This window comes from Pseudomonas sp. SJZ131 (assembly GCF_007828705.1).
GTDB classification, from domain to species: Bacteria; Pseudomonadota; Gammaproteobacteria; order Pseudomonadales; family Pseudomonadaceae; genus Aquipseudomonas; species Aquipseudomonas prosekii.
In genome coordinates this window covers 1-20,990 of sequence record NZ_VIVC01000003.1, presented here as the reverse complement: position 1 = coordinate 20,990, position 20,990 = coordinate 1, and the positions used below count along the sequence as shown (strand labels likewise).

Annotated in this window: 21 protein-coding genes; 11 read left to right on the top strand and 10 right to left on the bottom strand. The window is 59.3% G+C overall.

Translation table 11 applies throughout. From position 1 onward, the window contains the following. Window positions 1–26: 26 nt before the first annotated feature. The 3 genes from rpe (at window position 27) to trpE (ending at window position 3,070) form a co-directional block, all read left to right on the top strand. Complete coding sequence (gene rpe, locus FBY12_RS14290; RefSeq protein ID WP_092277324.1) at window positions 27–701, top strand: ribulose-phosphate 3-epimerase; 675 nt, start codon at window positions 27–29, stop codon at window positions 699–701. Next, window positions 698–1,516 (top strand): phosphoglycolate phosphatase, encoded by an 819-nt coding sequence (locus FBY12_RS14285; RefSeq protein WP_145253349.1) that lies wholly within the window; start codon window positions 698–700, stop codon window positions 1,514–1,516. The genes rpe and FBY12_RS14285 overlap by 4 nt, the downstream gene beginning before the upstream one ends. Before the next feature lie 72 nt (window positions 1,517–1,588). Continuing rightward, the gene (trpE, locus tag FBY12_RS14280) at window positions 1,589–3,070 is read left to right on the top strand and encodes an anthranilate synthase component I (protein ID WP_145253347.1); all 1,482 of its coding nucleotides are present in this window, start codon (window positions 1,589–1,591) and stop codon (window positions 3,068–3,070) included. A 240-nt stretch (window positions 3,071–3,310) separates the two neighbouring features. Here trpE and estP read toward each other — a convergent pair whose 3' ends face one another. Next, window positions 3,311–5,221 carry an esterase EstP gene (gene estP / locus FBY12_RS14275; RefSeq protein ID WP_145253345.1) on the bottom strand — a complete coding sequence of 637 codons (1,911 nt, stop codon included), beginning with the start codon at window positions 5,219–5,221 and terminating at the stop codon, window positions 3,311–3,313. Window positions 5,222–5,625: 404 nt separating this feature from the next. On the opposite strand from estP, the gene FBY12_RS14270 reads away from it, so the two are divergent. The 4 genes from FBY12_RS14270 to FBY12_RS14255 all read left to right on the top strand — a co-directional run bounded on the left by FBY12_RS14270 (window position 5,626) and on the right by FBY12_RS14255 (window position 8,942). Further along, complete coding sequence (locus FBY12_RS14270; RefSeq protein WP_092277337.1) at window positions 5,626–6,219, top strand: aminodeoxychorismate/anthranilate synthase component II; 594 nt, start codon at window positions 5,626–5,628, stop codon at window positions 6,217–6,219. A gap of 9 nt (window positions 6,220–6,228) precedes the next feature. After that, window positions 6,229–7,278 (top strand): anthranilate phosphoribosyltransferase, encoded by a 1,050-nt coding sequence (gene trpD, locus FBY12_RS14265; RefSeq protein ID WP_121732506.1) that lies wholly within the window; start codon window positions 6,229–6,231, stop codon window positions 7,276–7,278. Then, complete coding sequence (gene trpC / locus FBY12_RS14260; protein ID WP_092277343.1) at window positions 7,275–8,111, top strand: indole-3-glycerol phosphate synthase TrpC; 837 nt, start codon at window positions 7,275–7,277, stop codon at window positions 8,109–8,111. Before trpD ends, trpC begins: the two co-directional genes overlap by 4 nt. 129 nt (window positions 8,112–8,240) lie before the next feature. Further along, window positions 8,241–8,942: a lipoate--protein ligase family protein gene (locus FBY12_RS14255; protein WP_145253335.1), complete on the top strand. Its 702-nt coding sequence runs from the start codon at window positions 8,241–8,243 to the stop codon at window positions 8,940–8,942. Here the strand turns inward: FBY12_RS14255 and crp are convergent. Beyond that, window positions 8,939–9,583, bottom strand: coding sequence for a cAMP-activated global transcriptional regulator CRP (gene crp, locus FBY12_RS14250; protein ID WP_092277349.1), 645 nt, complete (start codon window positions 9,581–9,583; stop codon window positions 8,939–8,941). The genes FBY12_RS14255 and crp overlap by 4 nt on opposite strands. Before the next feature lie 249 nt (window positions 9,584–9,832). On the opposite strand from crp, the gene FBY12_RS14245 reads away from it, so the two are divergent. Next, complete coding sequence (locus FBY12_RS14245; protein ID WP_092277352.1) at window positions 9,833–10,255, top strand: OsmC family protein; 423 nt, start codon at window positions 9,833–9,835, stop codon at window positions 10,253–10,255. 125 nt (window positions 10,256–10,380) lie between these two features. On the opposite strand, the gene coq7 is transcribed toward FBY12_RS14245, so the two are convergent. The 6 genes from coq7 to hemJ all read right to left on the bottom strand — a co-directional run bounded on the left by coq7 (window position 10,381) and on the right by hemJ (window position 15,006). Next, window positions 10,381–11,028: a 2-polyprenyl-3-methyl-6-methoxy-1,4-benzoquinone monooxygenase gene (coq7, locus tag FBY12_RS14240; protein ID WP_092281630.1), complete on the bottom strand. Its 648-nt coding sequence runs from the start codon at window positions 11,026–11,028 to the stop codon at window positions 10,381–10,383. Window positions 11,029–11,225: 197 nt separating this feature from the next. Then, window positions 11,226–11,564, bottom strand: coding sequence for a histidine triad nucleotide-binding protein (locus FBY12_RS14230; protein WP_092277358.1), 339 nt, complete (start codon window positions 11,562–11,564; stop codon window positions 11,226–11,228). 80 nt (window positions 11,565–11,644) lie between these two features. Continuing rightward, window positions 11,645–12,433 carry an SDR family oxidoreductase gene (locus tag FBY12_RS14225; protein ID WP_121732509.1) on the bottom strand — a complete coding sequence of 263 codons (789 nt, stop codon included), beginning with the start codon at window positions 12,431–12,433 and terminating at the stop codon, window positions 11,645–11,647. 62 nt (window positions 12,434–12,495) lie between these two features. Then, a complete protein-coding gene (locus tag FBY12_RS14220) occupies window positions 12,496–13,482 on the bottom strand; it encodes a DUF805 domain-containing protein (protein ID WP_145253333.1) in 987 nt (328 codons plus the stop codon). A 93-nt stretch (window positions 13,483–13,575) separates the two neighbouring features. Beyond that, window positions 13,576–14,544: a nitronate monooxygenase family protein gene (locus FBY12_RS14215; RefSeq protein WP_145253331.1), complete on the bottom strand. Its 969-nt coding sequence runs from the start codon at window positions 14,542–14,544 to the stop codon at window positions 13,576–13,578. A 33-nt stretch (window positions 14,545–14,577) separates the two neighbouring features. Continuing rightward, on the bottom strand, window positions 14,578–15,006 hold the full coding sequence (hemJ, locus tag FBY12_RS14210) for a protoporphyrinogen oxidase HemJ (RefSeq protein ID WP_101208602.1): 429 nt from the start codon (window positions 15,004–15,006) through the stop codon (window positions 14,578–14,580). Window positions 15,007–15,142: 136 nt separating this feature from the next. Between hemJ and argC the strand changes: the two genes are divergently transcribed. Both argC and erpA read left to right on the top strand, forming a co-directional pair. Beyond that, entirely contained in the window at window positions 15,143–16,177 is a 1,035-nt protein-coding gene (argC, locus tag FBY12_RS14205; RefSeq protein WP_121732512.1) for an N-acetyl-gamma-glutamyl-phosphate reductase, read from the top strand. Between the two features lie 168 nt (window positions 16,178–16,345). Beyond that, window positions 16,346–16,696 (top strand): iron-sulfur cluster insertion protein ErpA, encoded by a 351-nt coding sequence (gene erpA / locus FBY12_RS14200; protein ID WP_007947969.1) that lies wholly within the window; start codon window positions 16,346–16,348, stop codon window positions 16,694–16,696. Window positions 16,697–16,823: 127 nt separating this feature from the next. Here erpA and FBY12_RS14195 read toward each other — a convergent pair whose 3' ends face one another. Together FBY12_RS14195 and FBY12_RS14190 are read right to left on the bottom strand one after the other, a co-directional pair. Then, on the bottom strand, window positions 16,824–17,915 hold the full coding sequence (locus FBY12_RS14195; RefSeq protein WP_145253329.1) for an anhydro-N-acetylmuramic acid kinase: 1,092 nt from the start codon (window positions 17,913–17,915) through the stop codon (window positions 16,824–16,826). Between the two features lie 3 nt (window positions 17,916–17,918). After that, window positions 17,919–19,337 carry a peptidoglycan DD-metalloendopeptidase family protein gene (locus FBY12_RS14190; RefSeq protein WP_092277379.1) on the bottom strand — a complete coding sequence of 473 codons (1,419 nt, stop codon included), beginning with the start codon at window positions 19,335–19,337 and terminating at the stop codon, window positions 17,919–17,921. A gap of 211 nt (window positions 19,338–19,548) precedes the next feature. Between FBY12_RS14190 and tyrS the strand changes: the two genes are divergently transcribed. Next, the gene (tyrS, locus tag FBY12_RS14185) at window positions 19,549–20,748 is read left to right on the top strand and encodes a tyrosine--tRNA ligase (RefSeq protein ID WP_054044107.1); all 1,200 of its coding nucleotides are present in this window, start codon (window positions 19,549–19,551) and stop codon (window positions 20,746–20,748) included. The last annotated feature ends 242 nt before the right edge of the window (window positions 20,749–20,990 follow it).

Sequence of the window (20,990 nt, the reverse complement as noted above, 5' to 3'; positions counted from 1 at the left end):
GTGATTTTGCTCAGAAAAGGTGCGTCATGCAGCCCTTCGTAATTGCTCCTTCGATTCTCTCCGCCGACTTCGCCCGCCTCGGCGAAGAGGTGGACAACGTCCTGGCCGCTGGCGCCGACTTCGTGCACTTCGACGTCATGGACAACCACTACGTGCCCAACCTGACCATCGGCCCGATGGTCTGCGCGGCGCTGCGCAAGTACGGCGTGACCGCGCCGATCGACGCGCACTTGATGGTCAGCCCGGTGGATCGCATCGTCGGCGACTTCATCGAGGCCGGTGCGACCTACATCACTTTCCACCCGGAAGCCACGCAACACGTCGATCGCTCGCTGCAACTGATCCGCGAGGGCGGCTGCAAGGCTGGTCTGGTGTTCAACCCGGCGACCCCGCTGAGCGTGCTCGAATACGTCATGGACAAGGTCGACATGATCTTGCTGATGAGCGTCAACCCAGGCTTCGGCGGGCAGAAATTCATCCCCGGCACCCTCGACAAACTGCGTCAGGCGCGGGCGCTGATCGATGCTTCGGGCCGCGACATTCGCCTGGAAATCGACGGCGGGGTCAACGTCAACAACATCCGTGAAATCGCCGCTGCGGGCGCCGACACCTTTGTTGCCGGCTCGGCGATCTTCAATGCGCCGAACTATCAGGAAGTGATCGAGAAGATGCGTTCCGAACTGGCGCTGGCTCGTCCATGAGTGGCTTTGAGCAGCTGTTCCCGGGGCGTCTGCCGCGACTGGTGATGTTCGATCTGGATGGCACGCTGATCGATTCGGTCCCCGACCTCGCGGTTGCCGTGGATAACATGCTGCTCAAACTCGGCCGCGAACCGGCCGGTCTCGAGTCGGTGCGCCAGTGGGTCGGCAACGGCGCGCCCGTGTTGGTGCGCCGCGCGCTGGCCGGTGGCATCGAGCACTCGGCGGTCGATGATGGCGAAGCGGAGGGCGCGCTGGAGATTTTCATGCAGGCTTATAGCGAAAGCCATGAGCTGACCGTGGTCTATCCCGGCGTGCGCGACACCTTGAAATGGCTGCACAAGCAGGGCGTCGAGATGGCGCTGATCACCAACAAACCGGAACGCTTTGTCGCGCCGTTGCTGGACCAGATGAAGATCGGTCGTTACTTCAAATGGATCATCGGCGGCGACACCCTGCCGCAGAAAAAACCTGACCCGGCCGCGCTGTTTTTCGTGATGAAAATGGCCAACATCCCCGCCTCGCAATCGTTGTTTGTCGGCGATTCGCGCAGCGATGTTCTTGCAGCGAAAGCGGCGGGGGTCAAGTGCGTGGCGCTGAGCTACGGCTACAACCACGGCCGGCCGATTGCCGAAGAGTCGCCGGCGCTGGTGATCGACGATCTGCGCAAGCTAATTCCCGGTTGCCTGGATCTGGCGGCTGGGATAACGTTGCCCGACGCCGATCAACTCCCTTCTGGAAACGCCATCGTGGTGGTCACTCGCAAACTCTGGATGAAAGTCATCAAGGCCCTGGCCCGCTGGCGTTGGCGCGCCTGACTTGTTCCTGGCCGGCATTGCCGGCGCGTTTGCATACCTGACCGTCAGACCCTCAAGCCACGAGGCTACCCCATGATCCGCGAAGAATTCCTGCGTTTGGCCGCTGCCGGCTATAACCGTATCCCGATGGCCTGCGAAACCCTGGCCGACTTCGACACGCCGTTGTCGATCTACCTGAAACTGGCCGACGAGCCGAATTCCTATCTGCTTGAATCGGTGCAGGGCGGCGAGAAGTGGGGCCGTTATTCGATCATCGGCCTGCCGTGCCGCACGGTGTTGCGGGTCCACGATCACCAGATCAGCGTGACCCACGACGGCGTCGAGATCGAAAGCCTCGAAGCCGAAGATCCGCTGGCCTTCGTCGAAGAATTCAAAGCCCGTTACAACGTGCCGACCATCCCCGGCCTGCCGCGCTTCAATGGCGGTCTGGTGGGTTACTTCGGTTACGACTGTGTGCGCTATGTGGAAAAGCGTCTGGGCAAATGCCCGAACCCGGACCCGCTGGGCGTGCCGGACATTCTGCTGATGGTTTCTGATGCGGTCGTGGTGTTCGACAACCTCGCCGGCAAGATGCACGCGATCGTTCTGGCTGATCCTGCGCAAGCCGATGCTTTCGAACAAGGTCAGGCGCGTTTGCAGGAACTGCTGGAGAAACTGCGCCAGCCGATCACTCCGCGTCGCGGTCTGGACTTCAGCAAACAACAGTCGGCTGATCCGCTGTTCCGCTCGAGTTTCACTCAGGGCGATTACGAAAAAGCCGTCGACACGATCAAGGAATACATTCTGGCCGGCGACTGCATGCAGGTTGTGCCGTCGCAGCGCATGTCGATCGATTTCAAGGCTGCGCCGATTGATCTGTACCGCGCGCTGCGTTGCTTCAACCCGACGCCTTATATGTACTTCTTCAACTTCGGCGACTTCCACGTCGTCGGCAGTTCGCCGGAAGTGCTGGTGCGGGTCGAGGACAACCTGATCACCGTGCGCCCGATTGCCGGCACCCGCCCACGCGGGGCCAACGAAGAGGCGGATGTCGCGCTGGAAAAGGACTTGCTGTCGGACGACAAGGAAATCGCCGAGCACTTGATGCTGATCGACCTCGGTCGTAACGACACCGGTCGCGTGTCGGAGATCGGTTCGGTGAAGCTCACCGAGAAGATGGTCATCGAGCGTTATTCCAACGTGATGCACATTGTTTCCAACGTCACCGGTCAATTGAAGGCCGGGCTGACGGCGATGGACGCGCTGCGGGCGATTCTGCCGGCGGGCACGTTGTCCGGCGCGCCGAAGATTCGCGCGATGGAAATCATCGACGAACTGGAGCCGGTCAAGCGTGGCGTGTATGGCGGGGCGGTGGGTTATTTTGCGTGGAACGGCAACATGGACACCGCGATTGCGATCCGCACGGCGGTGATCAAGGACGGCGAACTGCACGTGCAGGCCGGTGGCGGCATCGTCGCCGATTCGGTGCCGGCGCTGGAATGGGAAGAAACCCTGAACAAACGCCGCGCGATGTTCCGCGCCGTAGCGCTGGCCGAGCAAACCCCGGACACCTGAGTCAACACCAATCCCTTGTGGGAGCGAGCTTTTGTGGCGAGGGGGCTTGCCCCCGTCGAGTCGCGAAGTGGCCCCCAGCATTCTTCCAGATTTATCGAGTCGTCTGGATTGGCGACTGCTGCGCAGCCGAACGGGGGCAAGCCCCCTCGCCACAACAGGCTACCTCGCACAACATGGGTGTTGATCAGCCATAAAAAAACGCGGCGCCTGAGAGGGCGTCGCGTTTTTTATGCCTGTGATTTAGAAGTCCAGACTTACCCCCACATTCACCCCTTGCTGAGTAAAGTCATCGTCCTTGCGAATGTCATAACTCGCCCGCAACGCCAAATCCTTGGTCAGGTTATGGCTCACGCCCAGATTCAACCGGTTCAAATTGGACTGCGGCGTGTAACCGGCCAGGGTGTAGCGGTTGCCGGGCAGGCTGTTGAGGTTCATCGTCACGTCTTGCGCGTCGTCGTTGTATTCGCGCTCATGGGCCAGTTCGCCGAACACTTGGGTTTGCGCAGTGATCTGATATTTGCCCTGAATGCCCACGCCCAGACGCCGGGAAATGCGTGACTGATCATCGAAAGTCAGCGCCGTCGAGTTGGCGCCGTCCTCCGAATATCCATCGACTTCAACCTTTGCGAAATCCGCGCTCACGAACGGCGACAAGTGCCACGGGCTGCTCGCCAGCGGCGCGATGTCGTAACCGACGCGGCCGCTGATGGCAACCACATAACCGTCGGTATCTCCCTTCTCCCCGCGCTCATTCACGCCCAACTGGAATTTGCGCTTGAGGCTGTCGTAGTCCAGATGCCCGGCGGTCAACGCCGTGTCACCCCACCAGCGATTCTGCTGATATTGCGCGAACGCGGTGCCCAGGTAGGTGTTGAGCTTGTAGTCGGAATCGTGATCGCCGGCCTCAAGCTTCTGATTGTAGAAACCCGCCGCCAGACCGACGCGCCAAGCGTCGTTGAGACGGTAGCTGCCACCTATGTTTAGGTTGTAACCATTGCCGTCAGCACTGGCGCCGCTGCGTTGGCTGTCGAAATCCTGATGCTGGCCACCGCCGGCAACAATCGCCCGCCATTGACCAACGCCTTGCCAGTTTTCCCAATCAGCCAGCCACTGGTTACGCAGCGCATCCTGATGCGAGCGCAACGTGCCGTGGGCCATTTCCGGCAGCAGCGTCGCCTCCCATGGCGCTGCCAGCAGCGAATAGGCGTAATCGGCGATCAGCCGCTGCCCGGCTTCGGTCGGGTGGACCGCGTCGTTGTAAATCAGCTTGGTCGGATCCGGCGTCAGGCCGTTGATGCCATATTGCGGATTGGCCAGGCAACCGCTGCCGCTGAAGCAAGTCGCGCTGAGGTTCTGGTCAGTGGCCAAACCGAACTGGCCGGGATTGGCGAACGTCTCTTTGAGCAGCACCGGAATGTTCAGTGGAATGATGTTGGCGTTGACGCTTTGCAACTGGCTGACTAGTTCAGTGTTGAATTGGTTGCTGAGCTGCGAGGTGAACGATTGCAGCGGCGAACCATTGAAGGCCGGGGTGAAACCGATGTCCGGCAGCAGCCAGACCATGATGTAACGCGCGCCGGCCTGTTGCAGGGTTTGCACGCTGCTGACCAGACGATCCGCTGCGGCGCTGGCCTGCGGCAGACTGGTGACCCGGCCCTGAAGGAAATCGTTGCCGCCGCCCGACAGGTAATACAACGCGTTCGGGTCGGCGCGGAAGTTGTTCGACGGCAAGTAACCGGCGCGCGTGCGGTCACCGGTGGCGGAGGTGCTGGTGATCGAATCGAGAATCTGGTCGGTGCGATAACCGCCGACCGCCCAGTTGTTGCCATCGGGCAGGCCTTGGCCAGCGCGGACTGCGGAGGATGACGAAGCGGTCTGATCCGCCGAGAAACCCAGTTTGCCACCGAGGATTTGCGTGGAATTGAGCGAGCGCACTTCACCGCTGCCATCCAGATACACCGGGCCGGTGCGGTTGGTGTAACGCTGGGTCGAGCCGGCAGGGCCGCCGGTGTCGGCAAATGTCCCGGCGTCGTTCAGGCTGTCGCCGAACACCACAAAGTTCGAATAAGGGGAGGGCGCCGCATACGCTTGGGCGCAAGCCATGGCGAGCAGGCAACTGGCGAGCGGTACAAACAACGTCTGTTTGATCATGTGCAAGTCCGTTTATTTATTGTTGTAGTGAACGAAACGACAGTACCAAAAACTTCCGGCCTTTTGCCATCTGTCGTGCAGCGCCGATTTGTTTCGCCAGCCTTGGCGTGTGCCATATTGCACGCTCTGCCCAGCTAAGTTACTGTGCCGAGACGTATGAATGAGACCTTTCCCGTGTTGATCATCAGCAAACTCCTGGATCAAGTCATCAAGGCACACGCCCGCTGGCGTTGGCGCGCCTGAATTCTTTTGCCGGCCTCGCCGGACCTGTACCGCTTCGCCTTCTTTACCCGTTTGAAATGCCGCTTGGCTGGCGCACTCCAGCACCAGACAAAGCGCAGCGCGCTGCGGGCAATCATTCGAAGGCTGTCTTATAAGTCAGTGAATTCAAGAGGTTCTTCGCCATGTTGCTGATGATCGATAACTACGACTCTTTTACTTACAACGTTGTGCAATACCTTGGTGAGCTGGGCTCCCAGGTCAAAGTTGTGCGCAACGATGAACTCACCATTGCCGAAATCGAAGCCCTCAACCCTGAGCGCATCGTCGTTTCCCCCGGTCCTTGCACGCCGACCGAAGCCGGCATCTCCATCGAAGCGATCAAGCACTTCGCCGGCAAATTGCCGATCCTCGGCGTGTGCCTCGGTCATCAGTCGATCGGCCAAGCCTTTGGCGGCGACGTGGTCCGCGCCCGTCAAGTCATGCACGGTAAGACTAGTCCGGTATTCCACGAGGACAAGGGTGTATTCGCAGGCTTGAATCATCCGCTGACGGTTACCCGTTACCACTCTCTGATCGTCAAGCACGACACGCTGCCCGATTGCCTCGAACTGACTGCCTGGACCCAACTCGAAGACGGTTCGGTCGACGAAATCATGGGCCTGCGCCACAAGACGCTGAACATCGAAGGTGTGCAATTTCACCCGGAATCGATCCTCACCGAACAGGGCCACGAGCTGTTCGCAAACTTCCTCAAACAAACCGGCGGCACGCGCTAAGGACTTTTCATGAACATCAAGACAGCCCTGAGCCGTATCGTCGATCACCTCGACCTCAGCACCGATGAAATGCGCGACGTGATGCGCGAAATCATGACCGGTCAATGCACCGACGCGCAGGTTGGCGCGTTCATGATGGCCATGCGCATGAAGAGCGAAAGCATCGACGAGATCGTCGGCGCGGTGTCGGTCATGCGTGAACTGGCGGACAAAGTCGAACTCAAGACTCTCGACGGCGTCGTCGATGTGGTTGGCACCGGCGGTGACGGTGCGAACATTTTCAACGTGTCGACCGCTTCTTCCTTCGTCGTCGCGGCAGCCGGTTGCACGGTAGCCAAGCACGGTAACCGTGCGGTTTCGGGCAAAAGCGGCAGTGCCGATTTGCTCGAAGCGGCCGGGATCTACTTGAACCTGACGCCGGTGCAGGTCGCGCGTTGCATCGATAACGTCGGCATCGGCTTCATGTTTGCCCAGACTCATCACAGCGCAATGAAGTACGCCGCTGGTCCGCGCAAGGACTTGGGCCTGCGCACCCTGTTCAACATGCTCGGCCCGCTTACGAATCCGGCCGGCGTGAAACATCAGGTGGTCGGCGTGTTCAACCCGGCGCTGTGCCGGCCATTGGCCGAAGTCTTGCAGCGCATGGGCAGCAAACATGTGTTGGTGGTGCATTCCAAGGATGGCCTCGACGAATTCAGCCTCGCCGCGCCGACCTTTGTCGCTGAATTGAAGAACGACCAGATCAGCGAATATTGGGTCGAACCGGAAGACCTCGGCATGAAGAGCCAGAGCCTGCACGGCTTGGCGGTCGAGAGCCCGGCCGCTTCACTGGAATTGATCCGCGATGCCTTGGGCAAACGCAAAACCGAGAACGGCCAGAAAGCCGCCGAGATGATTGTGCTCAATGCCGGTGCCGCGCTGTATGCCGCGGACCACGCAACAAGTTTGAAAGAGGGCGTAGCCCTGGCGCACGACGCGCTGCACACCGGCCTCGCTCGGGAGAAACTCGAGGAGCTGGGTGCGTTTACCGCGGTATTTCGAGTGGAGAATGAGGGATGAGTGTACCGACGGTTCTGGAAAACATTCTGGCCCGCAAGGTCCAGGAAGTTGCCGAGCGTAGCGCCCGTGTCAGCCTGGCCGAGTTGGAGAACCTGGCCAGGGCTGCCGATGCCCCGCGCGGTTTTGCCCAGGCATTGATCGCTCAAGCCAAGCTCAAGCAGCCGGCGGTGATTGCCGAAATCAAGAAAGCCTCGCCGAGCAAAGGTGTGATCCGCGAGAACTTCGTGCCCGCCGACCTCGCCAAAAGCTACGAAAAGGGCGGCGCGACGTGCCTCTCGGTGCTCACCGATATCGATTACTTCCAGGGCGCCGACGCCTACCTGCAACAGGCCCGCGCGGCGTGCAAACTGCCGGTGATCCGCAAAGACTTCATGATCGATCCGTACCAGATCATCGAGTCCCGTGCGCTCGGCGCTGATTGCGTGCTGTTGATCGTCTCTGCGCTCGACGACGTGAAAATGGCCGAGCTGGCCGCCGTGGCGAAAAGTGTCGGCCTCGATGTGTTGGTGGAAGTGCACGATGGCGACGAGCTGGAGCGCGCTTTGAAAACCCTCGACACACCGTTGGTGGGCGTGAACAACCGCAACCTGCACACCTTCGACGTCAACCTCGAAACCACCCTCGACCTGCTGCCGCGCATTCCGCGTGACCGTCTGGTGATTACCGAGAGCGGGATTTTCAACCGCGCCGATGTCGAGCTGATGGAAATCAGCGACGTGTACGCGTTCCTGGTCGGCGAAGCGTTCATGCGCGCCGAAAGCCCGGGCACCGAACTGCAGCGCTTGTTCTTCCCGGAACGCGGCAGTGTGGTGAGTGGTTCGACGCTCGACTGATAAAAGCATCGCGAGCAAGCTCGCTCCCACAGGGGATCGTCGTTGAACAGGCGATCCAGTGTGGGAGCGAGCTTGCTCGCGATGACGGCATAAGACGCACCATAGACTTAACGTCCGACGGAATACCTTATGACCCTGATGACCTCGCTGACCATCGAAGCCGGCCTGCAAGCCGAACAGGATCTGCTCGCCCATGTCTGCACCGGTGCCGCAGAATTCGGCCTGCTGTTCTGGCAACCCAGCGACCGCGCACTGGTCATGCCGCGGCGCTTGAGCCGTTTGCCGCTGTTCGAATCCGCCTGCGAAGTCTCCGCCGCCGCGGGTTGGCCAGTGCTGCTGCGCGAAACCGGTGGTGAACCCGTTCCGCAATCGGCCGCCACCGTCAACATCGCCCTGGTCTACGCAGCGCCGCGCAGCGAAGGCGACCAGAATCGTATCGAAACCGCTTACCGCCGACTCTGCGATCCGATTTGTCAGTTGCTCGATGAATTGGGCGGCGTTGCGTCGCTGGGCGAAATCGAAGGCGCATTCTGCGATGGCCGATTTAACGTCAATCTGGATGCGCGCAAAATGGTCGGCACCGCTCAGCGCTGGCGCCAGAGCAAGGGCGGCACGCGGCCGGTCGGGTTGGTGCACGGGGCTTTGTTGCTGGATAACGAGCGGGATTCGATGGCGGCGGCGGTCAATCGCTTCAACCAAGCCTGTGGCCTCGAGCAGCGAGTGCGCGCCGAAAGCCACATTGCCCTGCATGAGAAATTCGCCGCGCCGGATGCGCTGGAGCGTCTCGACGCGTTGTATCGCCAGTCGCTGGCGCAGATGTTCGGCGCTTAACGCGTACCGAAGACCACCATGGTCTTGCCTTTGACATCCACCAGGTTGCGTTCCTCAAGATCCTTGAGCACGCGACCGACCATCTCGCGTGAACACCCGACGATCCGCCCGATTTCCTGACGCGTGACTTTGATCTGCATGCCGTCCGGGTGAGTCATGGCGTCCGGTTGCTTGCACAATTCAAGCAGGCAACGGGCGACACGTCCGGTGACATCGAAGAACGCGAGGTCGCCGACCTTGCGCGTGGTGTTGCGCAGGCGTTGTGCGATTTGTCCGCTGAGGACGTAAAGAATGTCCGGATCTATCAGGGACAGTTCGCGAAACTTGGCGTAGCTGATTTCCGCAACTTCGCATTCAACCTTGGCGCGCACCCAGGCGCTGCGTTGCTGTTCCAGGCCTGCCTGTTCGAACAAACCCAACTCACCGAAAAAGTCCCCGGCGTTCAGGTACGAGATGATCATCTCGCGCCCGTCGTCGTCCTCGATCAGGATGGTGACCGAGCCCTTGATGATGAAGAACAGGCTTTCAGAGCGGTCGCCAGCGCAGATGATGTTGCTCTTGGCCGCGTAACGACGGCGCTGGCAATGCATCAACAGTTTGTCGAGGTTCTTGATTTTGGGTGTGGGGGTAATAGCAACCATGGTTGTATCCCGAAAAGACTGCACGGTGTTTTAGTGTTTTTGTAGGAGCGGGTGAAGCCTGCGATTTTTGCATTCGCTTGGTAGCTGGCTATGCGCCAGTGAATTGGCGCCAGCTTAACAGACACATTCGCTCATGATTCGAGAATTTGCCTACAAGCTCGGCACATCGGTCCGAGGACGCGCGAGCGCTGTGTGGGCGGGGCCCTGTGCTAAGCTGGGGACCCTTTTTTATACAGTGGAGTCTTGGCGATGAAGGCACGCATCCAATGGGCTGGCGAAGCCATGTTCCTCGGCGAATCCGGCAGCGGTCACGTGGTAGTCATGGATGGCCCGCCCGACGCCGGCGGCCGCAATTTGGGTGTACGCCCGATGGAAATGCTCCTGCTGGGTGTCGGCGGTTGCAGCAATTTCGATGTGGTCAGCATTCTCAAGAAATCCCGTCAGGCGGTCGAGAGCTGCGAAGCTTTCCTCGAAGCCGAGCGCGCGAGCGAAGACCCGAAGGTGTTCACCAAGATTCACATGCATTTCGTGGTCAAGGGCCGAGGCTTGAAAGAAGCCCAGGTCAAACGTGCAATCGAACTCTCCGCCGAAAAATATTGCTCGGCCTCGATCATGCTCGGCGCCGCTGGCGTGGCCATTACGCACGACTACGAGATCATCGAGCTGGGTTGAATCGACATTCAACGACCATGGATTTTCGAGCATAAAAAAGGCGACTACCTCACGGCAGTCGCCTTTTTTATGGGTTTCGCACACTTGTGGCTGATGCAGCGCTCTTGTGGGAGCAAGGCTGGCGGTCAGATCCGGTAAGTGCTCTTGGTCATCACTTTGGCCAACAAGCTCATCCCGAACTTCACCGGCGCCGGGAAGCGAAAACCACCGGCATCCAACGCGCTTTCCGCGTGGTGTTCTTCATCGATGCGCATCTGCTCGAGGATCGCCCGGGACTTTTCATCCTCGGCCGGCAGTTGCTCCAGATGTTCATTCAAGTGCTTGCACACTTGATGCTCGGTCGCCGCGACAAATCCAAGGCTGACTTTGTCGCTGATCAGACCGGCAACTGCGCCGATGCCGAACGACATGCCATAAAACAGTGGATTGAGAATGCTGGTGTGGCTGCCCAACTGGTGAATGCGTTGTTCGCACCACACCAGATGATCGATTTCTTCTTCAGCGGCATGTTCCATGGCGGCGCGCACTTGGGGCAGCTTGGCGGTCAGGGCCTGGCCCTGATACAGCGCCTGGGCGCAAACTTCGCCGGTATGGTTGATGCGCATCAGGCCGGCAACGTGCCGGGTGTCTTCGTCGCTCATTTGCACTTCGGGCTGGACGATGGCGGGCGAAGGGCGATAGGGCTGGCCACTGAAGGGCAGCAAAGTGCGCATCGCGGCATCGGCTTGCAGCAGAAGACGATCAATTGGCGAGTAGTGACGCTGGGTAGTCATGCTGACCTCCGGTGGAATCTCGGCGGCCAGTTTAACTGAATCGGCCGGGTAAGGATTGCGCTGGGTCATTTGTGGGAATCACCACGAACCTGTAGGAGCGAGGCTTGCACGCGAATGGCCTCACGCGGTCATTTTGGTAGACCGCGTGATCGTTCTTCGCGGGCAAGCCTCGCTCCTACATAGGGCGGGGCGGTGAATCAGCCCGGCGGCCAGGTCATCTGGCGCTGTCCCAGCACGTGCATATGAATGTGATAGACCGTCTGCCCACCAAGTTCATTGCAATTCATGACCACGCGGAAACCTTCCTCGCAGCCCAGTTCCAGCGCCAGGCGTTGGGCGGTGAACAGGATGTGCCCAGCCAACGCCTTGTCGTCTTCGGTCAGGTCATTGAGGGTGCGCACCGGTTTTTTCGGGATCACCAGAAAATGCACCGGGGCCTGTGGGGCGATGTCGTGGAAGGCCAGAACCTGGTCGTCCTCGTAGATGATCTTGGCCGGGATTTCCCGGTTGATGATCTTGGTGAACAGAGTATCCACAGCTGTTTTCTCCGTTGTTTGGGCTGGCCCGAGTGTAACCATGGGGTAGACCGGAGCCCAGCCTTTTACCTGTTGGGCATTCAGCGCGGGCAATAAGCCTTGTTGACCATGCCGGCGATGGTCCGGGTCAGCCACCGTGAGCCGAAGCGCGGCAGGCGGGTGATCCAGCGATTACGCCGGCCCGGAATAATGATCGCGCGGTTTTTTTCCAGTGCGCGAACGGTATACAGGGCCACTTCTTCCGGGCTCATCAGCGCTCGGCTGGTGTTGACCTTGGCCGTGTCCAGTTGCGCCGTGCGGAAAAACGCCGTACGCGTCGGGCCTGGGCACAGCACCGAAACCTTGACCGCGCATTTCTTCAGCTCGACGCGCAAGCCTTCGGAAAAATGCAGCACGTAAGCCTTGCTCGCGTAGTAGGTGCTCATCCACGGGCCGGGTTGGAACGCGGCCACCGAGGCCACATTCAAAATCTGCCCGCCGCCCTGCAACGCCATGCTGTTGCCAATCGCGTGGCACAGGCGCGTGAGCGCAAGGATGTTGACTTCGATCAGGTCTTGCTCTGTCATCCAGTCCTGCGCCAGAAACGGTCCGCAGGTGCCGATGCCGGCGCAGTTGACCAGCAGATCAATCTGCCGATCACCTTCTTCCAGTTCCAGCAAAAACCCGGAGAGCCTTAACGGTTCGCCGAGGTCGCAGGCGCGGAACAACACTTCCACGCCAAATCGCTGAGTCAGTTCAATCGCAATACTTTCCAGCTGATCACGTTGTCGGGCCACCAGAATCAGGCTGCGGCCGCGCCGTGCCAGCGCTTCGGCCATCGCCAGGCCGATGCCGCTGGAAGCACCAGTGATCAGAGCGTAACGGGTCATGCAGTTCTCCATCGCAACAGCTCCGCGCCCGCGACGCAGGTGTCACGGGCGGGGAGCGCTGTTCATTCTTGCGCAGAGTCTACAGGGGGCTGGGCTTCTTCGGCTGCATCCGCTGCGTCGTCGGCCGAATTGGGTGCCTCTTCAGCCTCGTCGGCAGACTCGACTTCGACGTCGTCGGTAATCACCGTGCTGCTGTCGTAGCTGGTTTCGGCAGCCGTTTCATACTCTTGCTGCAGCGCCGTGATGCCGCCGGCCAGTGCGCCTACGAAGATCAGCGCGATAAATGCCAGCCACAACCAGGCCAGAACCTTGACCGCTGTGCTGTTCGGCGGCGGCGGTGGGCCGTACTGATTAGCCGTGGTATTGCCCGGAACCACCATGATCACAAACGGGAAAAAACTGCCTACGAACGGCACGAGGTTGATCAGCCACAACCAGCCCGACCAGCCAATGTCATGCAAGCGCTGGACGCTGAACTGAATGCTGATAACCGCCAGCACCAGCAGCAGGATAAACAGCAGCAGCCCACCGAGAATCAGCCCGGCAGTCGAGTCCGCGCCAATCAGCGCGATGCCGAAAATCGCCAGAACCGTACCGATGCCCAGCGTTACCAGGGTCAGCGCCATCGTCCATGCGAGGAAACGTACACGGCCGATGCGTCCGGTAAAGCTGAAGGGGCGGAGTGTGGCGAATGCCGGCACGGCCTCACCGACGGTGGACTGTGGTGGCGCGTACGGGGATTGCGGATCGGTCGGCGCCTTGTGCAGACTGACCGTCGCATGGTCGGGAACATCGGCCAGGTTCAGCTCGATTGCCGGTTCGGCTTCGATGCGCGCGTCGATCCCGGTTTTTCTCAGTGCCTGCAGGTAAGTTTGTGCGTCGAGTTGTGACAAGTCGCGTTTGAGCGCAACCGTGCGCCCAGTGAACAGTCGTTCGATGGCCGCAACTTCACTCTTGAACAGGTCGGCGAGGTTGAGTTTGGCTGTGCTGAGGTCAACGCCCGGCAGCAGAGTGCCGTCAAAGACGATCTTGTAACGGTTTTCGCTCATGTCCGGGGCATCCTTGTCGCGCAATTTTGGAAAGTGGGGTGTGGCGGTCGAGCAGTGTACGGCCAGCCGCAGGTGGCTGGCCAAGTTTTAGCGTCAACGCGGCCAGCGTTGCGGCAGCTGAGCAGCGCGTTCCAGCGCCTGGCGATACTCCGCGTCGAGGCGTGCGACCAATTCGTCGACGCTCGGCAAATCACGGATGTCACCAACACCCTGGCCGGCTGACCACACGGTCTTCCAGGCTTTGGCTTCGTCGCTCAACGGTTTCAATTTGGAACCGAAATTCACTTCACCCTTGCCTTGCAGCGCGGCCATGTCAAAACCGGCCGCCTCCAGGCTCTGGCGCATGAAACTCGCCGGAACCCCCGACACCGCAGGAGTATGGACGATGTCTGCCGCTTTGGATGTCAGCAACATCTGCTTGTAGGCGTCAGGCGCATGACTTTCGGTGGTGCCGATAAATCGCGTTCCGAAGTAGGCCAAATCCGCGCCGAGCAATTGTGCCGCCAGCACTTCGTGGCCATGGTTCAGACAGCCGGCCAGCAGCAACGTTTTGTCGAAGAACTGACGAATTTCGGCAATCAACGAGAACGGGCTCCAGGTCCCGGCGTGACCTCCGGCCCCGGCAGCCACGGCGATCAGCCCATCGACGCCGGCCTCGGCAGCTTTCTCGGCATGACGACGCGTCGTTACGTCGTGAAACACCAGGCCGCCATAACTGTGCACCGCGTCCACCAGCTCTTTGACGGCGCCGAGACTGGTGATGACGATCGGCACTTTGTGTTCGATACAGATCTGCAGATCCGCTTGCAGGCGCGGATTACTGTTGTGGACGATCAGGTTCACGGCGTAAGGCGCCGGGTTTTCCAAGGTCGCCAACCCGGCTTCGATCTCTTCCAGCCAGGCCTTGAAGCCACTGCTTTCGCGCTGGTTAAGCGCGGGGAAGCTGCCGACCACGCCATTGCGGCAGCAGGCCAGCACCAACTGCGGATTGGAAATCAGGAACATCGGCGCGACCACCACGGGCAAACGCAAACGTTGTTCGAGCAGAGCGGGCAGCGACATTGGAAGTACCCCGGTTAATTGCGGCTGATTGAGTTAGAACGGCTTGACCACGACCAAAATTACGATAGCCAGCAATATCAGAACCGGCACTTCATTGAACCAGCGATAAAAGACATGGCTGCGGGTGTTTTCGCCACGGGCAAAACGTTTTACCTGCGCGCCGCACATGTGGTGGTAGCCGATAAGCAGGACCACCAGGGTCAACTTGGCGTGAATCCACGCGCCGCTACTGAAGATACTCGGGTTGAGGTAGATGAGTGCGCCGCCGAAGATCAGCGTGGCGATCATCGCCGGGCCCATGATGCCGCGGTACAACTTGCGCTCCATGAGGCTGAAGCGTTCCTTGCTGACGGTGTCTTCACTTTGCGCGTGGTAGACGAACAGGCGCGGCAGGTAAAACAGGCCGGCAAACCAGCAGACCATGCTGATGATGTGCAGCGCTTTGATCCATAGATAGAGCATTTTTTAGTTATTCCCAGGTTCACGGTAAGCGGGAATAGTAGAGGCTTGTGCCGCCGCGCGTCACCTTGACGGTTGTCGCAGGGCCGCGCGGCCCCTATTATCGACGGCTTTCCAGTGGTTCGTTGAGGGCAGGTTTATGGTCAAGGTCGGTATCGTCGGCGGCACGGGTTACACCGGTGTCGAACTGCTGCGTCTGTTGGCGCAGCATCCGCAAGCAGAAGTGGTGGTCATCACTTCCCGATCCGAGGCCGGTCTGGCCGTGGCTGATCTGTACCCGAACCTGCGCGGTCATTACGACGGCCTGGCGTTCAGCGTTCCGGACACCAAAACCCTGGGCGCTTGCGATGTAGTGTTCTTCGCCACGCCGCACGGTGTGGCGCACGCCTTGGCCGGTGAATTGCTGGCGGCGGGTACCAAAGTCATCGACCTGTCGGCGGACTTTCGTCTGGATGACGCCGATGAGTGGGCCAAGTGGTACGGCCAACCGCACGGTGCGCCGCAATTGCTGGAAGAGGCGGTTTACGGTCTGCCGGAAGTCAATCGCGAGCAGATCAAGCAAGCGCGCCTGATTGCCGTGCCGGGTTGCTACCCGACCGCCACGCAATTGGGTTTCCTGCCGTTGCTTGAAGCAGGTCTGGCCGACACTTCGCGCCTGATCGCTGACTGCAAATCCGGCGTCAGCGGTGCCGGTCGTGGTGCTGCTGTAGGTTCGTTGTACTCCGAGACGTCGGAAAGCATGAAAGCCTATGCGGTGAAAGGTCACCGTCACTTGCCGGAAATTCGCCAAGGTCTGCGGCGCGCTTCGGGCAAGGACGTTGGTCTGACGTTCGTTCCGCACCTGACGCCGATGATTCGCGGCATCCACTCGACGCTCTACGCCACTGTGGTTGATCGTTCGGTGGATCTGCAGGCGCTGTTTGAAAAGCGTTATGCCAACGAACCGTTCGTCGATGTCATGCCGGCCGGCAGTCACCCGGAAACCCGCAGCGTACGCGGCGCGAATGTTTGCCGGATCGCCGTGCACCGTCCGCAGGATGGCGACCTGGTGGTGGTGTTGTCGGTGATCGATAACCTGGTCAAAGGCGCGTCGGGCCAAGCGGTGCAGAACATGAACATCCTGTTCGGCCTCGATGAGCGTTTTGGTCTGTCCCATGCGGGCATGTTGCCTTAAGGCTTTATCGCGCTACACAAGAAGGCCCGTGAATCGGGCCTTCTTGCATTTTGGTCTGACAATTGGATCGATTGATATACCGTAACAATAGTTGACCAATTTTCTAGGAGAAGCGGATAATGCGCGTCATCACGCATTATGGCGGCGTAACGCCGGGAGACAGTTAACATGAGCGTCGAATCCTTCACCCCCACGGCTTTGCAATTCACCCACGGTGCCGCGCACAAGGTGAAGAGCCTGGTCGATGAAGAGGGGAATGATCGCTTGAAGCTGCGCGTATTTGTTACGGGCGGTGGTTGTTCAGGTTTTCAGTACGGCTTCACCTTCGATGAAGAAGTGGCCGATGACGACACCATCGTCGAGCGCGAAGGTGTCAGTCTGGTCGTTGACCCGATGAGCTTCCAATACCTGGCAGGTGCCGAGGTGGATTACCAGGAAGGTCTGGAAGGTTCGCGGTTCGTGATCAAGAATCCGAACGCCAGCACCACCTGTGGTTGCGGTTCGTCGTTCTCGATCTGATCCGCGTCACCGCAATAAAAAACGCCGCATGGCTTGAAAGCTCTGCGGCGTTTTGCTGTCCGGGATTTGCGCTGGCCAGGATTCTTTATGACCAGGATCCTTTATGAACAGGATCCTTTATGAAGAGCTACGCGGGATAGATCGCGCCGAGGACGCGCAAGCCGCGCGCGCCGGTGACGCTCGGGCGGTTGGCGGCGATGCCTTCGAGGCAGCAATGCGCCAGCCACGCGAACGCCATGGCCTCGACCCAGTCCGGATCAACGCCATACGCGGCAGTGCTGCTGACCTTGGCGTTCGGCAACAGGCTCGCCAAACGCGCCATCAGCGCAGCGTTGTGCGCGCCGCCACCGCAGACCAGCAATTCTCGGGTGTTTGATTGAGCGCTTTGCAGTGACTCGATGATCGTCAGGGCGGTCAGTTCGAGCAGCGTTGCCTGCACGTCTTCAGCAGCGAAGGTCGGCAAGTGCGACAGGTGCTGCATCAGCCACGCCAGGTTGAACACTTCGCGGCCAGTGCTTTTCGGGCCTTTGGTCACGAAGAAGGGATCGCTCAACAGTTCGCTCAGCAATGTCGGCTCAACCTTGCCGCTGGCCGCCCACTGACCGTCGCGATCAAAGTTGTCGCCGCGTTGCTGGTGAATCCAGGCATCGAGCAAGACATTACCCGGACCGCAGTCAAAACCGGCGACCGCTTTGCCCGGTTCGATCAGGCTCAGATTACTGAAACCGCCCACGTTCAACACCGCACGATTGCCCGGCTGCTGTTCAAACAACGCTTCGTGGAAGGCTGGCACCAGCGGCGCGCCTTGACCGCCGGCGGCGACGTCGCGGCTGCGGAAATCACTGACAACGGTAATGCCGGTCAGCTCGGTGAGCAACGCGGGATTACCGATTTGCACGGTAAAACCGCGCGCCGGTTCGTGGCGAATGGTCTGGCCGTGGCTGCCAATCGCGCGAATATCTGCAGGTTTGAGGTGTTGTTGGTCGAGGAGGGCGTGAATGCCTTGCGCTGCCAGTGTCACCCAGTTCTGCTGGGCGATGGCGGAGCGGGCAATCTCGTCCGGGCCGCTGGCGCACAAGCCAAGCAGCTCGGCGCGCAGGGTGTCAGGCATGGGGATGTAGTGCGTAGCGATCAGCTTGATCGCCGAGGTCTGCTCGATCAGCGCAATGTCCAGACCATCGAGGCTGGTCCCGGACATCACACCTATATAGAGCGCCATGGCTTAGCGTTTGCTCGAGGCCAGCATGGTGGCCTTCTCTTGGTCCATCCGCGCCATCAATGGCTGACTTTGCGCGAGGAAACGTGAGCGCTCGCCTTTGGCAATCGGATCAGCCATCGGCAGTTTCTGGCCGAGAGGGTCGACGTGGACGCCATTGACCTGGAACTCGTAGTGCAAGTGCGGGCCGGTCGACAGGCCAGTGGTGCCGATATAACCAATCACCTGACCCTGCTTGACGGAGCCGCCAGTCTTCACGTTTTTCGCGAAGCCTTGCATGTGACCGTACAGCGTGCGGTAGGTGTTGCCGTGCTGAATGATGATGGTGTTGCCATAACCGCCGCGACGGCCCGCCAACAACACTTTGCCATCACCGGTTGCCTTGATCGGCGTACCGCGCGGCGCTGCGTAATCGACGCCTTTGTGCGCGCGGATCTTGTTCAGGATCGGATGTTTGCGGCCCATGGAGAACTTCGAGCTGATGCGCGCGAAGTCTACCGGCGTGCGGATGAACGCCTTGCGCATGCTGTTGCCGTCAGCGGTGTAGTACGCGCTGTTGCCTTGTTTGTTGGTGTAACGCACGGCGGTGTAGGTCTTGCCGCGGTTGGTGAAGCGCGCGGAGAGGATCGGGCCATTGCCGACGGCCTTGCCGTTGACGACTTTCTGTTCGTAGATCACGTCGAACTCGTCACCCTGGCGAATATCCTGAGCGAAGTCGACGTCGTAACCAAACACGCTGGCCATGTCCATGGTCAGGCTGTGCGACAGGCCGGCGCGTGCAGCGGATTGCGACAGCGAACTGTTGATCACGCCATGGACATAAGCAGAGCGCACGGTCGGTTTGGCAGTGATGCGGTTGAACGCATAACCCTTGTCATTCTTCGACAGGGTGATGGTTTCGAGGTCGCTGACCTTGCTGTGCAGGCTGGTCAACTGGCCTTCCGGGCTCAGTTCGAATTCGAGTTTCTGGCCGCGCTTGAGCTGGCTGAACTGCTTGGCCTGCTTGTCGCTGGCCAATACTTCATGGACGAAAGCGGCTGGCAGGCCGACTTTTTCGAACAGCGTGGAAAGGGTGTCACCTTTGCCGACAATCACTTCTTTGTGGTTGGGCGCTTTCGGCGGCTCGACCACTGGCGCGGGGGCTGCTTGAGCCGTGGCGGTAGGGTCTTCGGCGCTTTCTTCGATCTGCGCGAATGGCGAAGCTTCCGGCTCATTTGTGGCTTGAACGGCTTCAGCGGCGTCTTGGTCTTGTGTCAGTTGTTCAGCAGGACTTTCCAGTTCAAGACTGAGCGTTGTCTTTTTGGCTTCAACATCACTGGAAGGGAATACCAGGAGAGCCAGGCTAAGAAGGGCGGCGATACCACTTGCGGCGAGCAGGTGGGTCTTCGGGTAAAGCGGCGGCGCTTTAGACGGTTTTGTGGTCATAGGTAATTTTTGACTTTGAAAAGATGAATTGGAAAAGATGAATGACATGATGAAGATGAAATAACTGTATAAAATATAACCAAATCATCCCTGAAGCAAGTCCGCGGACACTCTGCCGGCGGATTGGCGTCATTGCGCCGGCCAAACTTTGTATTTGACCCGTGATCTTGTATGGTTGGTTCCCTTTGAATTCGAGCCTTGCGGGTCTGTTATGAAGTCGGTTGAAGAGCAGCTAGCGCTGATCAAACGTGGTGCAGAAGAACTGTTGGTCGAGTCCGAGCTGATCGAGAAGCTCAAGCGCGGCCAGCCGCTGCGTATCAAGGCTGGCTTCGATCCGACGGCGCCGGATTTGCACCTCGGGCACACGGTGCTTATTAATAAGCTGCGTCAGTTCCAGGAGCTGGGCCATCAGGTCATCTTCCTTATAGGTGACTTCACCGGCATGATCGGTGATCCGAGCGGCAAGAGCGCCACCCGTCCTCCGTTGACGCGTGAGCAGGTACTTGAGAATGCCGAGACCTACAAGACTCAAGTGTTCAAGATTCTCGATCCGGCGAAAACCGAAGTGGCTTTCAACTCCACCTGGATGGATCAGATGGGGCCGGCTGACTTCATTCGCCTGACTTCGCAATACACCGTGGCTCGCATGCTCGAGCGCGATGATTTCGACAAGCGCTACACCACCAATCAACCGATCGCCATTCACGAGTTCCTCTATCCGCTGGTTCAGGGTTATGACTCGGTTGCTTTGCGCGCGGATGTCGAGTTGGGCGGTACCGACCAGAAGTTCAACCTGCTGATGGGGCGTGAGCTGCAGCGTGGTTATGGTCAGGAGCCACAGTGCATTCTGACCATGCCGTTGCTTGAAGGTCTGGATGGCGTGAAGAAGATGTCCAAATCGTTGGGCAACTACGTCGGTATCCAGGAAGCGCCAGGCGTTATGTACAGCAAGCTGGTTTCGATTCCGGACGCGCTGATGTGGCGCTACTTCGAATTGCTCAGCTTCCGTTCCATGGATGAGATCAATGCGTTCCGCGCTGACGTCGAGGCCGGTGCGAATCCGCGGGACATCAAGATCAAGTTGGCTGAAGAGATCGTTGCACGTTTCCATGGTGAGGAGGCTGCGGCCAATGCTCACCGCGCTGCGGGTAACCGTATGAAAGAAGGCGAACTGCCGGACGATCTGCCGGAAATCGAGCTGACTGCTGCAGAAGATATGCCGATCGCGGCCGTCCTTAATAAGGCAGGCCTGGTGAAGAACTCGGCAGTGGCGCGTGATCTCCTCAATTCCGGCGGTGTGCGTATAGATGGTGAGGTTGTCGATCGCACCTTTATATACGTACTTGGCGCGACCCATGTTTGTCAGGCCGGGAAGAAGGCATTTGCGCGTATTACGCTCAAATCCGAATAAACCTGAAATCAGCGCTTGACGGCAGATTCTGGAAGTCTATAATTCGCCCCAATTCCGGCGCAGTCGAAACGGAAAACTCCTTGGTAAACAATGAGTTACGCAGGTTTCGGCAGTGAGTTGCTTCAGTTCATCGAAGTGCGAAAGGGAGTTGAAAAAGAGGGGTTGACAGCAGCGAGTAACGCTGTAGAATTCGCCTCCCGCTAACGAGAGATCGAAAGCGCAAGTGGTTGAAGTTGTTGAAG

What these genes read in the sequence shown, in the direction of transcription:
- rpe (WP_092277324.1), top strand. Translation starts at nt 27, where the DNA reads ATGCAGCCCTTCGTAATTGCTCCTTCGATTCTCTCCGCCGACTTCGCC.
- FBY12_RS14285 (WP_145253349.1), top strand. Translation starts at nt 698, where the DNA reads ATGAGTGGCTTTGAGCAGCTGTTCCCGGGGCGTCTGCCGCGACTGGTG.
- trpE (WP_145253347.1), top strand. Translation starts at nt 1,589, where the DNA reads ATGATCCGCGAAGAATTCCTGCGTTTGGCCGCTGCCGGCTATAACCGT.
- estP (WP_145253345.1), bottom strand. Translation starts at nt 5,221, where the DNA reads ATGATCAAACAGACGTTGTTTGTACCGCTCGCCAGTTGCCTGCTCGCC.
- FBY12_RS14270 (WP_092277337.1), top strand. Translation starts at nt 5,626, where the DNA reads ATGTTGCTGATGATCGATAACTACGACTCTTTTACTTACAACGTTGTG.
- trpD (WP_121732506.1), top strand. Translation starts at nt 6,229, where the DNA reads ATGAACATCAAGACAGCCCTGAGCCGTATCGTCGATCACCTCGACCTC.
- trpC (WP_092277343.1), top strand. Translation starts at nt 7,275, where the DNA reads ATGAGTGTACCGACGGTTCTGGAAAACATTCTGGCCCGCAAGGTCCAG.
- FBY12_RS14255 (WP_145253335.1), top strand. Translation starts at nt 8,241, where the DNA reads ATGACCCTGATGACCTCGCTGACCATCGAAGCCGGCCTGCAAGCCGAA.
- crp (WP_092277349.1), bottom strand. Translation starts at nt 9,583, where the DNA reads ATGGTTGCTATTACCCCCACACCCAAAATCAAGAACCTCGACAAACTG.
- FBY12_RS14245 (WP_092277352.1), top strand. Translation starts at nt 9,833, where the DNA reads ATGAAGGCACGCATCCAATGGGCTGGCGAAGCCATGTTCCTCGGCGAA.
- coq7 (WP_092281630.1), bottom strand. Translation starts at nt 11,028, where the DNA reads ATGACTACCCAGCGTCACTACTCGCCAATTGATCGTCTTCTGCTGCAA.
- FBY12_RS14225 (WP_121732509.1), bottom strand. Translation starts at nt 12,433, where the DNA reads ATGACCCGTTACGCTCTGATCACTGGTGCTTCCAGCGGCATCGGCCTG.
- FBY12_RS14220 (WP_145253333.1), bottom strand. Translation starts at nt 13,482, where the DNA reads ATGAGCGAAAACCGTTACAAGATCGTCTTTGACGGCACTCTGCTGCCG.
- FBY12_RS14215 (WP_145253331.1), bottom strand. Translation starts at nt 14,544, where the DNA reads ATGTCGCTGCCCGCTCTGCTCGAACAACGTTTGCGTTTGCCCGTGGTG.
- hemJ (WP_101208602.1), bottom strand. Translation starts at nt 15,006, where the DNA reads ATGCTCTATCTATGGATCAAAGCGCTGCACATCATCAGCATGGTCTGC.
- argC (WP_121732512.1), top strand. Translation starts at nt 15,143, where the DNA reads ATGGTCAAGGTCGGTATCGTCGGCGGCACGGGTTACACCGGTGTCGAA.
- erpA (WP_007947969.1), top strand. Translation starts at nt 16,346, where the DNA reads ATGAGCGTCGAATCCTTCACCCCCACGGCTTTGCAATTCACCCACGGT.
- FBY12_RS14195 (WP_145253329.1), bottom strand. Translation starts at nt 17,915, where the DNA reads ATGGCGCTCTATATAGGTGTGATGTCCGGGACCAGCCTCGATGGTCTG.
- FBY12_RS14190 (WP_092277379.1), bottom strand. Translation starts at nt 19,337, where the DNA reads ATGACCACAAAACCGTCTAAAGCGCCGCCGCTTTACCCGAAGACCCAC.
- tyrS (WP_054044107.1), top strand. Translation starts at nt 19,549, where the DNA reads ATGAAGTCGGTTGAAGAGCAGCTAGCGCTGATCAAACGTGGTGCAGAA.